The sequence below is a fragment of the Baaleninema simplex PCC 7105 genome (assembly GCF_000332355.1).
Classification (GTDB): Bacteria; Cyanobacteriota; Cyanobacteriia; order Cyanobacteriales; family Geitlerinemataceae; genus Baaleninema; species Baaleninema simplex.
In genome coordinates, this window is record NZ_KB235958.1 from 1,149,272 (window position 1) to 1,162,256 (window position 12,985).

Genomic DNA, 12,985 nt, shown 5'->3' on the forward strand with positions numbered 1-12,985 from the left:
GGGTCAACCTCGCGTGCGGTCTCGAAGTGGAGAAAACGTCACCTGAAAGACGGCTCCATTTCTGTTGTACATCTCTAGTTTGCCTCGAAGTTGGCGCGTCAGCGATCGCACTAGACGCAGTCCCAAGGAGGTCGTTCGCGCGATGTCTAAATTTTCGGGGAATCCTACGCCCGTATCGCTGACTCTGAGCATCAGTCGATCGTCGCGATCGAACCTTCGGAACTCTAGGGCAATTTTACCCGATCGCCCTTCAGGAAATCCATGTTTTAAAGAGTTGGAAATCAGTTCGTTAACGAGCAATCCGCAAGGAATAGCTGTATCGAGGTTTAGCGAAATTGGCTCGACGCTCGTTTCGAGCCGAACGCAGTTAAAACTCACATTGTATGAGGAAAACAACGCATGAACTAAGTTCTGGACGTAATCGGCAAAATCAATCTTAGAAAAACCATTAGATTGATAAAGTTTTTCGTGGATCAAAGCCATGCTTCGGATTCTATTTTGACTTTCTTCTAAGATGGAAAGAATACCCTTATCTCGACTAAATTGTGACTGCAATGAAAAAATGCTTGAAATGACTTGCAGGTTATTTTTGACTCGATGATGCACTTCTTTAAGCAATAATTCTTTATCGTGCAAAGAGGTTTTTAGTTCGGATTCCGCTTGTTTGAGTTCGCTAATGTCAATGCCAACGGATACTGCCGAACGACCGCGATCGTACTTTTTCGCCACCATTAAATAAGTACGAACTCGACCGCGAACGGTCGAAGTCACTTCACAAGACAGTTGACTGTCACTCAGTTGAAAAAAGCGATCGATCCATCGAGAAAATTCAGACTGTCGGTCTTGAAAACCGACGGGACGGCCGATAAAGGTTTCGGTCGGCAAATCGTAAGTATTCGCTAAATGTTGGTTGACACCGAAATAATACGCCCGGCCTTCGTTGCGATCGAAGCCCATCCACGACACGAGACCCGGTACGGCGTCCAACACAGCTTGCAGTCGGTCTTTCGCTTGCTGCAACTCGGTTTCAGCCTGTTTGCGATCGCTGATATCAGTCCAATATCCCAAAATTTCGACGGGATTTCCCGCCTCGTCGCGAATCAACTTCAACTGATCGTAAACCCAGTGATAGCATCCATCGTCGAACAAAAAGCGATACTCGTGGTTGTAACAATCTGTCTCGAAGACGTGCTTCAAGTTCTCGAATACGCGATCGCGATCGTCGGGATGAATGCAACTCCCCCAAAAATGCGGTTCGATAACAAACCGCTCGGCCGGGTATCCCGTCAGAGATTCGACGTTGTCGCTCATATACGTCGCCGCAAAATTGCCCTCGGCTTTGCAACTATAAATCACACCCGGACTAGAAACGAGGAGGTATTCCAGTCGCTTCTGAGCCAAATGTCGATCTAACTCCGCAAATTTGGCTTCGGTGATATCGTTTTGAATCCCCAGATAGTGCGTGACCGCGTTTTCGGCGTCGTAAATCGGAGAAATCGATACTTCGTTCCAAAACATCCGGCCGTCTTTGCGATAGTTGCGAAGAACGACCGTACAACTGCCCTGACGCTTTAAGGCGTTGCGGAGGTTGTCGATTTCGACTTGGTGGCGATCGCGCCCCTGTAAAAACCGACAGTTGTGTCCCAACACCTCCTCAGCCGTATACCCCGTAATCTGCTCGAAGGCTGGGTTGACGTAAATGAGTGGATAATCCGGTTTTTGGGCGTCTACGATGACGATGCCGTTACTGCTAGCTTCGATCGCCCGTTCGTTGAGGCGCAAGCGTTCTTCAGTTTGCTTGCGATCGCTAATATCGCTGCACACTCCGATAAGCTGCGTCGGTTTTCCGTCGTCCGTGCGAGAAAACACCGCCTCGCGACTGAGTACCCACCGCCATTGACCGTTCGCGTGACGGATGCGATATTCGATTTCGAGAACGGTCGCGTCGTCGATGCGATCGAAGCGACTCAACCTCTGCTGGACTCGCTCCCAATCGTCGGGATGGATGAGTCGAGATAAAAACCCGTTTCCCATGGCAGCGATATCTTCGAGAGAATACCCCAAAAGCACCTGAATTTCCTGGTTGACGTAAACATTACGTCCTTGCTGGAGATCGTAGATATAGAGAAGGTCGGGAATCGCATCGGCCACGCGTCGAATAAAGCGTTGACTCTCCCGTAGTTGCTGTTCGGCCTGTTTGCGATCGCTGATGTCTGTCGAAATACCGCCGACAGCGTAGGGACGTCCGCCATCGTCTTTGAGGGGAAATTTAATCGAGAGATACGTTCGGGTTCGATCGTCCAAAGGAACGCATTCTTCAAATTCCCCAGGGGTTCCCGCTTCGAGAACCTCGAGATCGTTGTTCCGAAACGACTGAGCGATGTCGCGATCGATCAGCTCGAAATCCGTACGTCCGATCGCGCGTTCGGGTTCGATCTCGAACAGTTCCGAAAAGCGAGAGTTCACCAGGAGATATCGCCCTTGCAGATCCTTGAGATAGACCACAGAGGTCGTGTTGTCGAGGATCGCTTGCAACCGTTGCTGGGACTCTCGCAGCGCTTCTTCTGCCCGTTTGCGATCGCTGGCATCCCGCACGATGCAGATCGTCCCCCCATCGTCGAGTGTCGTGAGCGACACATCTTGAGGATACGTCGTCCCGTCGCGCCGCAACCCCCGAACCTCGCCGCGCCATTCTCCCCGTTCTCGCAGTTGGGGCAGCGCCTCTCGTTGCAAACGCTGCCGTTCGTCATCTCGGTAGAGGACGCTCCAACTCCGGCCGAGGAGTTCCTCGGGGCGATCGTAACCGTAAACTTGGAGATGAGCGGGGTTGAGATAAACGTAGCATTCCTCAGCGTTGAGAATCGCGATACCGTCTCGGGCGGCATCCATTGCTTTTCCTTGCTGTCGCAGTCGAGCTTCGGTACGGCGGCGTTCGGTAATATCTTCGTAGGTGACGAGAATGCCGATAACGTTCCCGTCGGGATCGTGTAGGGGTATGCGGCTGGTATCTAACCACGTTATCCGGCCGTCGGGACGGCGAATTTCTTCGATCGCGTGGTATTCGGGGACATCGCCGTCCATCGCCCGTTGGTGGCAAACGCCGCACCCTTCGATGTCAGCACAATAGTCGGGGAGGTCGCGATCGCGCTTTCCGATGAGGTCTTCGGGGCTGGCCGCGCCTTTGTCTCGGGCGAACGTTTGGTTGCAGCCGCGATAGACGGTATCGCGGTCTTGCCAGAAAATAGCTTGAGGAATGTTGTCGATCACCAGTCGCAGAAAGGCTTGAGACTGTCGCAGTTCCAGTTCGGCTCGTTTGGCGTCGGTGATGTCCCGCACGATGGCGATAGTTTCGTTGGCCGCACTGGCGGTCACGCGGGCTTCCCAGTATCGCAGTCGATCGCCGATGGGCATTCGGTACTCGAAGGACTGGAGCGATCGCGTGGTTAAAGCCCGTTCGATAGCGTCGAGGGTCAATGTCGCTACTTCTGAAGGCAAAATTTGACTGACGTGTTTGCCGAGAAAGTCGTTGGGAGACATCCACAGCAACCCGTCGGGTGGACTGTGATAGTTGACGAACACGCCATCTCGCCGGATGCGGAACAGTAAATCGGGCAAGGCGTCGATAAGGGCGCGGTTGGTGGCGTAACTGCTGCGGAGACGTTCGTCGGCCTGTCGGCGATCGGTGGCGTCCCGGCCGATACCGCGATATCCCTGCAAGCATCCTTCCGCGTCGAGGATGGGAACGCCGCTGGCTTCGACGATGACTTCGTTGCCCGTTTTAGCGTGGTAAAAGATATATTCTTGGTTGCGAAAGGGTTGGCGGTCGGCTGCGGCTCGTAAGAATGCTTCGCGACCCCGTTGGGCGTCTTGAACGTTCATGAAGTCCCAAGGATAGCGATCGCACAGCTCTTGAGGGTCGAGTCCGAGGATCTCCCGCACTTGGGGACTGGCGTAGATGAATTTTCCTCGGCGATCGGATTCCCAGACCCAATCGCTACTGGCTTCGACGAGGTTGCGAAATCGCTGTTCGCTGTCTCGAAGGGCGTCGATCGCCCGCACTCGTTCGAGTTCGGCGGCCGCTCGGGCTGCGAACACTCGTAAAATCGAGAGGTTGTAGTCGGGATCGTCGCAGGGGCGATCGTTGATGGCGCAGAGATAGCCGATGGGGTTGCCCTGGGCGTCTTGCAGACACACACCGAGGTAGCTTTCGGCGTCGAAACAGGCTAAGTCCGAGTCGTGGGGAAAGGCTCGGCGCACGCCAGAGGGGTAGCAGCAAGATCCGGCTTCGAGAGCGATCTGACTGGGGGTTCCTGGGATGGGGGAGATGACGTTATGTTGGAGTTTTCCGTCGCGCCAGACGGCTAGGGCGTGCAGGCGATCGCCTTGGAGTTGGGAGACGAAGACGCTCTGCACGTCGAGCGCGATGGCGATATGGCGGACGAGGGCGGGGAAAAAGTCGCTTCCGGTGACGGCGGCGGTTCCGGCGACGAGGTTGGTCAGAGCGGTGTCGGTGCGCTGGCGACGGGCGATTTCGGTTTCGAGGCGGTCGATCGTTTCTTGCAGTTGTCGGGTGCGCTCTCGAACTTGGGTTTCGAGTTCTCGGTTGATGTGTTGGAGTTGCTGTTGGCTGCGCCTGCGATCGCTGATGTCTTGACCTTCGACGACCAGTAAGATGGTGAGATCGCGTTCCCAAGATACGGGAGTTACGGATAAGGCGAGGGTGAGGGGTTCGCCTGAGAGGGGATGGGTAAAGTCGAGTTCTAAGCGGGCGATCTTGCCGCCTGTCGCCTGTCGAACGGCTTCACGGACTCGGTCTTTCGCGGCGTCTTCGAGATTCCACCACCGGGCTTCCCAAAAGCGATCGCCGAGAACTTCGACGACGGAGAGGTTGGCGAAGTCTAAGACGCGCTGGTTCGCTTCGGCGACGGTTCCGTCGGGCATTAACAGCCAGATGAAGTTGAAGGCGCGATCGAAGATGCAGCGAAAGCGAGTTTCGTTGGCTTCCAAGGCGAGTTGGGCAAAGTGTCGTTCGCTGAGGTCGTGTAGGGCGATCGCCCATCCTCTCGGGGATTCTCCCGTTTCCCCAACAGCCGTCGCGGTGCAATCGACGGACACGGACTTACCGTCGTCGGCGATCGAGAGGAGGTTGCTGAAATGGCGAGGGGAATCCCCAGACGCGAGGGTAGTGGCGGACAGTTCGACGGGTCGGTACGTTTTCTGGCTCGTCAACTGCAAAATGTCTTCGAGCGGTCGGCCGATGGCGGATTCGGCAGTCCGTCCGGTGAGCCGTTCGGCAACGGGGTTAAACGCGATCGCGGTTCCAGTGCGATCGGTTACGATAACGCCGTCTCGGAGGGTCGAGAGGGTGGCAGACAGCCACAAGTCGCGATCGCCATGCTGTTCGTTTACCGTCATTTCTATACCACAACATCAGCATTTTGTCAACAAAAAACCGAGTCGTTTACGTTCGAGCGTCGAGCCAGGTTCCCGTCAGACAAGACCCCGTTAACAGAGTTCCCTCGAACGTCGCATTGTCCACCTCGGCACACAGCAGGTTCGCCCCCGATAGGTTCGCCCCCCGCAAGTCCGCACCCGACAGGTTCGCTTCCTCGAGGTTGGCTTCCGCGAGCAGCGCCCCTTTCAAGTCCGCCTCGGCGAGATCGGCCCCCGACAGGTTCGCTCCCGACAGGTTCGCCCCCCGCAAGTCCGCACCCCGTAAATCGACACCTTGCAAATCGACCCCCATCAGGTTCGCGCCACTTAAAAACGCGCCGTTGAGAACCGCTTGTTGTAGCCTCGCCCCCATCAAGTTCGCCCCGCGCAGGTTGCTTCCCCGTAAGTCCGCTTCGCTCAAATTAGCTTGCATTAAGTTTGCCCCTAAAAAGGTCGCGCGGGCGTCTGCCCGATCTAACGACGCTCCGAGGAGATTGGCGCCGTCGAGACGCGTGGTTTCGAGCTGACTGCAAGATAGGTTAGCACCGACGAGATTGGCACCAGCAAGATCTACACCTCGCAAGTCGAAACCCGAGAGATTTTGGTCTTCGAGATCGACGCCGCGTAGGTGGTCGAACTGTCGCGATCGCAGAATTTCGAGATCTTTCATATGAAAAGTTGCAGTGACTGACGAGCTGGGGAATTTACAGTGAAGCGGGAAGGATTGCCGGAACGCGAACAACGAGGGAGACGCAGACACCGGCTCTCCTCATCCTCGGTACTGGCTGGGTTCGAGCGAGCCAATCGAGTCGTCGTGACGGTCGAGCAGCCACATTCCCGAGGCGATCTTGAAGGATTCCGTCGGCAGTGCCATACCCTGTTGCAAGGCTAACACTAGCAATGCTAAGGTTTCGACCAGTTTGGGATCCCACCGAAAACCGCTGTTCTCCTGGCAGTCGGACAGGGCGGTGGACAGGGCTTCTTCGCGACGGCACGTCCGAGATAGCTGCGTCGTTCGTCCTTGGAAATACGCCATTAACCCGAGAATTCGCGACTCGAGAGGAATGCTGTCGTAGCTGAGTCCCGCCGGTTGTCCCGAACCGTCCCAGCGTTCGGTTTGGTGGGTGACGATTTTCGCCACCGCTCGCAGTTGGGGCATCGTCCGCAACACTTGCGCCCCCGTCCGCAACCGACAGCTCGGGGCCTCTCCCTGGCTCGCCGGGATTTCCTCGGGATTGCTACCGGGTAAGTAGTCGAGGCGATGGAGCCATCCCGCCAACCGCAAGCGTTTGATTTGCCACGCTTGGAGACCGAGCAGTTGTCCCATCATCTCGCACAGCGACGAGACTTCCGTGGCAGCCATCGGGTTTTCCGTGTCGGCTAAGTCGATGAGCTGCGCCATGCGGAGAAACGCTTGCAGCTTGTTGGAGACGATGTTGCGTTCGAGTTGCTGTTGGTGGGGAAACGGCGTCGAATCGAACCGTTCGTCTAAATCGCTGTGGCTGGCTTTGAGGTAGTTGACAACCCGCGAGACGATCTCGCTCAAGTCTTCCGTTCGATCGCCCTCGGCGGCGTCTTCGATCTCGCGGACGCGATCGGCCAATCGGTCTCGCAGCGAGCGATCGCGAGTTCCGATATGTTCGATCGACAACTTCACGGCTTCGAGAACCAATTCTGGCTCGAAAGTCCAGAATCCGTAAAACTTCCGTTCGACATCGACGTCAGGAACGCCTTCCGCCCCGTAGTCTTCGGGTAAGAGTTCCTGACACATCACCATGGCCGTGTAGCTCGGCGATAAAATCATTAAGTGCCATTCTTGGGCAACCGGATCCTCTGGCGATAAGGCCACGAACGAGACGTTCGGTTTTCGACTCGCCACGCGATCGGCAAATCCCGTTTCGGGAACGGCCATAATCGCGATCTCTCGCGCTTTGTCTGCCAGTTCCGCATAGCGATCGGCTTCTTGCAGATACCATTTTCCCCGTTGAAACGCGGCGATCGCGATGGGTTGGCACTCCGATTCGAGAATACTATCTTCGAGGGCGTGACACAGCGCAATTAAAGTATTTTTATAATAAACTCCGTAGTTTAAAGGAGTTTTGCTCGTTTTTCCTTGACGGTGGCCGTCAACGAGTTTTTGTAAGATCGATCCCTTCAGCATTACGACGGTACGAACCATTGGTACTTCCGATCGGAATTATAATGGATCGTTATGCTTCGGGCAGGAAAGGTACAGCGCGAGGGATCGCGATTCGAGGATGGGGACAGAGGGCCGAGTTCGCAGGGAAAACGACTCCGGGTCGATAAGTTCGTCTTCGTTTTCCCTTCTAGAGATCGACTCGGCCGCGATGCGATCTCACCAGCTCTTAGCGGGCATTTCAGCGCGGCGATCGCCCCGAACCCGGCCGCGAGATCAAACGCCCGGTAAATTCAATCCGCCCGTCAGCTCTTCCATTTTTTCGCGCATCGTCGCCGTCGATTTTTGATAGGCGTCTTGCATGGCTTCCGTCACCAGTTGCGAGACGACTTCAGCCCCTTCGCCGAGGGCATCTTCCGAGATTTCTGCCCGACGGGGTTCCTGGTTTCCGCTCAAGACGACTTTAACCAAACCACCTCCAGCTTCTCCCTCGATTTCCATGTTATCGAGGTCTTCTTGTAACTTTTTCGCTCCTTCTTGGACTTCTTGAGCTTTTTTGAACGCCTCGGCCAGTTCTTTCATTTTGCCGAGGCCGAAACCAAAACCTTGTCCCTTTGCCATAACTAATTTGCGAGTTGATTTGCGAGTCGATCCGCAAGCCTGCCTGCAAGTCGAGCGATCCGTTGCAACCACAACAGGAGTCCGACCCGAGCCGGCCTTTAGAGCGTATACGTCTCCCTATTCTGACACCTCAGCGTCCTTCTCACCAAAGATCGTCGTAGTCGCGCGAAAATTCGCCGAGGAGTTTGACCTCCGGTTCGAGCCAAACGCCCCAGCGATCGCAGACCGTTCGACGCACGTGACGGATGACCGAGACGACATCGTCGGCCGTCGCACGTCCGCAATTCAAAATAAAATTGGCGTGTTCTTGAGCCACACAAGCCCCTCCGACCGTATATCCCTTCAGCCCCGACTGTTCGATGAGCCAACCGGCGGCTTGGGGGGTCGGATTGCGGAAGACGCTGCCACAACTGGGACGATGGTAGGGTTGGCTGGCGTGGCGCTGTTTGAGATGGGATTCCGTGCGGGCTTTGACGCAAAGGGGGTCGTCTCCGACTCGTAAGGCGAACGTGGCGCCGAGAACCGTGCGATCGCTGCCCTGCAAGACCGAATGGCGATAGCCGTACTGTAGGTCTTCGAGTTTGAGAACCTCTAAGCGGCCTTCAGCAGACAACACCTCCACCGAAGCCACCACGTCCGCCGTACAACTGCGATGGGCGCCAGCGTTCATCACCACCGCCCCGCCGACCGTTCCGGGAATTCCCACCGCCCACTCGAAGCCGCTCCAACCGCGATCGGCGATTTGCCAGGCCAGTTTGGGAAGCGGAACCCCAGCGGCGACTCGTACCCGTCCGTCGGTCTCGAAGGCGGTCTCGCGTAGATAACGGGTACTGACGACGAGGCCGGGAATTCCCTTGTCGCCGATGAGGAGGTTCGATCCCGCCCCTAACAGCGTGACGGGAAAGCCTTCGGATCTGGCCCAACTCACCGCCGCGTGCAAGTCGTCGAGGTGTCGGGGCGTGACGTACCACTGAGCCGGTCCGCCAACGCGCAGGGTCGTCATGCGAGTCAGCGAAACCTGTCGGTAAATGGGAGCCTCAGATCCCAGGAGACGAATCGGAGATCGATCGAGATCGTCTGTCATGACGATAGGGGAAGATCTAGGTTGAGAAAACGTCACGATCGTTCAAGATATACGGTACGACGACGCCGAACGCACCTGTACGGAGGGGCGATCGCGTTCGGCTTGGCGGCACTCTTCCATCACTTGAGGCACGATTTGATTGAGATCGCCTGCCCCTAAGAATAACGCTAAGTCTCCCGTTTCGAGGAAATCGCCGAGAAAGTCGGCTAACTCGGGCAGTTGGGGACGGTAGTAGACGCACCGATGGCACTCGGCCAGCGCGTCGGCCAAGCGCTTTGAAATCGCGCGATCGAAGGCGGCTTCTCCGGCACTGTAAACGTCGCTGACCACGACCACGTCCGCATCCGAGAAAGACTGGGCGAATTCCGTCAAAAAGGTTTGGGTGCGGCTGTAGCGGTGGGGTTGAAAGACGGCCACGACGCGGCGAATTTTTTCGGGGTCGCTGTCGGCTTGCAGTCGCGCCGCCGAGAGTGTAGCTTGAATTTCGCTGGGGTGGTGGGCGTAGTCGTCGATAAAGCGAATGCCGTCGATGGTGCCGCGCAACTCGAACCGCCGCCGGGCCCCTTCAAACTGTTTGAGGGCGTTCGCGATCGTCTCGAACTCGAGACCGAGATGGCGTCCCACGGCGATCGCGGCGAGGGCGTTGCTGAGGTTGTGCCGTCCGAGGAGTTTCAACTCGAGGGTGCCGAGAGCCTGTCCCCGTTCCCAAATGCGGGCGCTGGCACCGCCGGCCGAAAACGCGATGCGATCGGCGAAGTAATCGGCGTTGGCGTCGGGATCGAGGCTGTAGGTGAGGTCGGGGGCGATGCGATCGCGGACGACCGTACAGTCGATACACCCGATGGTGAGGTGGCAGCGATCGGCAAACTGTCGGAAAATTTGGGTGACTTCGTCGAGACTTTGGTAGTGGTCGGGGTGATCGAGTTCGATGTTCGTGACGATGCCGATCGCGGCGTCGAATTTCACGAGAGAACCGTCTGATTCGTCAGCTTCGGCGACGAGGTAGTCTCCGAGGCCGAGACGAGCGTTCCCTTCCCAGGCTTTGACTTCTCCGCCCACGACGATGGTGGGGTCGAGACCGGCGTGCAGTAATAGGAAACCCACCATGCTGCTGGTGGTCGTTTTTCCGTGAGTTCCGGCGACGGCGATACTTTTGTAGTCGCGAATCAGAGCCGCTAAAACGTCCGAGCGATGAAAAATCGGACAACCGAGGTCTAAGGCTGCCCGATATTCAGCGTTCGTCGAGTCGATGGCGGTCGAACAGATGACTTGGGGAAGTTCTTCGTTTTGGGGTCGTCCTCGACCGTTGCGACGGGGATTACCGTTCGACGAGAAGGTGGAAGCGCGATCGGCTCGGACGTTTTCGTGAAAAAATTCGAGATTGTTCGCGTTTTGTTCCCAGAAAATATGAGCGCCCAGCTGTTGCAATCGTTGGGTATGGGAATTGGATTTTAAATCCGAACCGTAAACGGGAAGCTGGCGCTTCGCTAAGATATATGCCAGGGCTGACATTCCAACTCCACCAATTCCGATGAAATGAAATGGCTTGCCGCTGAAATCAACAGAATTCGGCATTTTCGCTCCTAACACACCACACCGTACCGATAACACGCGATATCATATCAGGTATTGTTATTTTGCGATACAACTTCAGGTGAAGATCGCGGGTCGTCTCTTTCGAGACAATACCCCATTCGCGTATCGCGGTGTTTATCGCGATTAAGTTTAGCGCAAGGGGTTCGCATTCGATCGCTTCGTACCTGTGAAACCCGATCGAAACTTGCCGTTCGAGCGATGCGCGAGCGATGCGCGATCGCCCCAAAGGGAATTTGACAGAGAATTTGGCTGGGAATTTAGCAGAAAATAGGGTCGAAAATTTGGCCGTGTTTGGCGGCACTTTCGATCCCGTTCATTTCGGTCATCTGGCGTTAGTTGAGGCGGCTCGAAAACAGTTCGATCTCGATGTGGTGGTTTGGGTGCCGACGTTCCGTCCGCCGCATAAAGGCGATCGGGTCGTGGCCTCCTTCGAGCGACGGTTGGACATGGTTTCGATCGCGATCGAACCGATCTCGGAATTCGTCGTTTCGGACGTCGAATCCGAACGATCTCGAACGTCTTTCGCCATCGATACGTTGAGGGCGTTGCAGCAACGATATCTCGCCGAACGGTGGTATTGGATCGTCGGCAGCGATACCGCTCGCTTTTTACCCCGGTGGGTGGGGATCGAAACTCTGGTGGCACGGTGCGAGTGGATCGTCGCTCCCCGTGACTCGAGCGCGGCATGGCAGACGACTGAAGCCGTGGCGCGACAGTTGCAACAGCGACAGTTAACGTGGCGTTGGTACGGTTTGAATTGGGAGCCGCTGCCGATTTCCTCGAGCCAGGTGCGCCGCGCCTGTCGCGTCGGGGACTCCATTGAGAAACTCGTTCCCTCGGCGGTGGCCGATTACCTCAAAAAATTTCGACTTTACGACAGTTCGCTGTAGAAAATTCCCGCAAACGAGGTAAGATTTCGACGATCCCCGATCGGTTCGACGCCACGATCGCACTAGCGATCGTCGGATAAAACAGCGATCGATCCGTCGTCGCTTCCTTGGAAAAACTGTCGCGACCCCACGCGTTTTTGCTTGCGGTTGCCAATAACCCACATTCCGCACTTCAAATGTAGTGTATAAGTAGTATAAATTGAATCGGAAAAGAATTAGGTATTTCGACTCAGCCAACTGACCCCTTGACTTGAAAATAACATTCAAGAGCCAACTGACTTGACAAAAATAGTAGGATATGCAGAATGACTTCCGGCAAGCTTTTCTGTCATCATCAAAAAATGTAGCCATCAGAAAAAGGAAGAGACTATGTCGGTAGAGGTCAAAAATTTAGACCACTTGGGGTTAGTGGCGGGAATCATTGACGAAATCGGAATTGTCGAAATCGTCAATGACTTACTCGGAGAAAAAAAGACGGAAAAAGTTAGCGCGGGTCTCGTCGTTAAAGCCATGATTTTAAATGGCATGGGATTAGTGTCATCCCCTCTTTATATTTTTAAGAATTTCTTTGAAAGTAAGGCGGTAGAAAACCTACTGGGAGAAGAAATTAAAGCCGAGTATTTAAATGACGATCGACTGGGAAGGGTTCTCGATAAAATTTATCGATTTGGACTCAATCGAATTTTTGTGGCCATTGCCTTAGCCACGGTAAAAAAGTATGAATTAACGGTAAATTCCAACCATCTCGACTCAAGTTCGTTTCACGTTCATGGAGACTACCCTAACTCCGGGGGAATCGGGAACGATTGAAATTACTTACGGATATTCAAGAGACCATCGCCCGGATTTAAAGCAATTTCTGATGAATTTAATCTGCACTGGAGATGGCGATGTGCCACTTTGGATGAAGATGGGTTCGGGAAACGACTCAGACTCAGGCTCTTCGGAGTTTAGGGTGACAGAAAAACTAACTTCACGAGATTTCAAGGGTTTTGGCTCTCGAATTTTCAATTTTTTGTATTATGGTATACATTTATAACCACAAACTCCGAAGACCCCCCCTGTTTCAATTAGCTTCTCAATATATTCCAAATTTCTTTTCACATACTTCAGTTGTTTCTTCACTGCATTGATTCGTTCTTTTCTCGATTTCTTCTTCCTTTTAGAAAATTTTAGATACTCTTTACGGGCTTGTTTTCGATAAGTTCTCGGTCTTTTCTCTCC

8 protein-coding genes and 1 pseudogene are annotated in these 12,985 nt (G+C 54.8%); 2 read left to right on the forward strand and 7 right to left on the reverse strand.

The window, feature by feature from the left end; genetic code table 11:
* Nucleotides 1-3: 3 nt before the first annotated feature.
* The 6 genes from GEI7105_RS33235 to murC form a co-directional block, all read right to left on the reverse strand.
* Nucleotides 4-5,415, reverse strand: coding sequence for a PAS domain S-box protein (locus GEI7105_RS33235; RefSeq protein ID WP_017659770.1), 5,412 nt, complete (start codon nt 5,413-5,415; stop codon nt 4-6).
* Between the two features lie 46 nt (nt 5,416-5,461).
* Entirely contained in the window at nt 5,462-6,103 is a 642-nt protein-coding gene (locus tag GEI7105_RS0107065) for a pentapeptide repeat-containing protein (protein WP_017659771.1), read from the reverse strand.
* A 99-nt stretch (nt 6,104-6,202) separates the two neighbouring features.
* Complete coding sequence (locus tag GEI7105_RS0107070) at nt 6,203-7,612, reverse strand: DICT sensory domain-containing protein (RefSeq protein WP_017659772.1); 1,410 nt, start codon at nt 7,610-7,612, stop codon at nt 6,203-6,205.
* Nucleotides 7,613-7,846: 234 nt separating this feature from the next.
* Nucleotides 7,847-8,191 carry a YbaB/EbfC family nucleoid-associated protein gene (locus GEI7105_RS0107080; RefSeq protein WP_017659774.1) on the reverse strand — a complete coding sequence of 115 codons (345 nt, stop codon included), beginning with the start codon at nt 8,189-8,191 and terminating at the stop codon, nt 7,847-7,849.
* A gap of 142 nt (nt 8,192-8,333) precedes the next feature.
* On the reverse strand, nt 8,334-9,275 hold the full coding sequence (murB, locus tag GEI7105_RS0107085; RefSeq protein ID WP_017659775.1) for a UDP-N-acetylmuramate dehydrogenase: 942 nt from the start codon (nt 9,273-9,275) through the stop codon (nt 8,334-8,336).
* A gap of 42 nt (nt 9,276-9,317) precedes the next feature.
* Nucleotides 9,318-10,850: a UDP-N-acetylmuramate--L-alanine ligase gene (gene murC / locus GEI7105_RS0107090; protein ID WP_035492804.1), complete on the reverse strand. Its 1,533-nt coding sequence runs from the start codon at nt 10,848-10,850 to the stop codon at nt 9,318-9,320.
* A 230-nt stretch (nt 10,851-11,080) separates the two neighbouring features.
* Here murC and nadD point away from each other — a divergent pair, with 230 nt between their 5' ends.
* Both nadD and GEI7105_RS29495 read left to right on the forward strand, forming a co-directional pair.
* Nucleotides 11,081-11,761: a nicotinate (nicotinamide) nucleotide adenylyltransferase gene (nadD, locus tag GEI7105_RS0107095; RefSeq protein WP_017659777.1), complete on the forward strand. Its 681-nt coding sequence runs from the start codon at nt 11,081-11,083 to the stop codon at nt 11,759-11,761.
* Between the two features lie 369 nt (nt 11,762-12,130).
* Nucleotides 12,131-12,571, forward strand: coding sequence for a DUF4277 domain-containing protein (locus tag GEI7105_RS29495; protein WP_017659779.1), 441 nt, complete (start codon nt 12,131-12,133; stop codon nt 12,569-12,571).
* Nucleotides 12,572-12,820: 249 nt separating this feature from the next.
* Here GEI7105_RS29495 and GEI7105_RS39430 read toward each other — a convergent pair.
* Nucleotides 12,821-12,985: pseudogene (locus GEI7105_RS39430) on the reverse strand (IS5/IS1182 family transposase); the annotation flags it as partial.

Excerpts from the sequence above, each read along its gene's own strand:
- GEI7105_RS33235 (WP_017659770.1), bottom strand. The coding sequence starts at position 5,415 with ATGACGGTAAACGAACAGCATGGCGATCGCGACTTGTGGCTGTCTGCC.
- GEI7105_RS0107065 (WP_017659771.1), bottom strand. The coding sequence starts at position 6,103 with ATGAAAGATCTCGAAATTCTGCGATCGCGACAGTTCGACCACCTACGC.
- GEI7105_RS0107070 (WP_017659772.1), bottom strand. The coding sequence starts at position 7,612 with ATGGTTCGTACCGTCGTAATGCTGAAGGGATCGATCTTACAAAAACTC.
- GEI7105_RS0107080 (WP_017659774.1), bottom strand. The coding sequence starts at position 8,191 with ATGGCAAAGGGACAAGGTTTTGGTTTCGGCCTCGGCAAAATGAAAGAA.
- murB (WP_017659775.1), bottom strand. The coding sequence starts at position 9,275 with ATGACAGACGATCTCGATCGATCTCCGATTCGTCTCCTGGGATCTGAG.
- murC (WP_035492804.1), bottom strand. The coding sequence starts at position 10,850 with ATGCCGAATTCTGTTGATTTCAGCGGCAAGCCATTTCATTTCATCGGA.
- nadD (WP_017659777.1), top strand. The coding sequence starts at position 11,081 with ATGCGCGATCGCCCCAAAGGGAATTTGACAGAGAATTTGGCTGGGAAT.
- GEI7105_RS29495 (WP_017659779.1), top strand. The coding sequence starts at position 12,131 with ATGTCGGTAGAGGTCAAAAATTTAGACCACTTGGGGTTAGTGGCGGGA.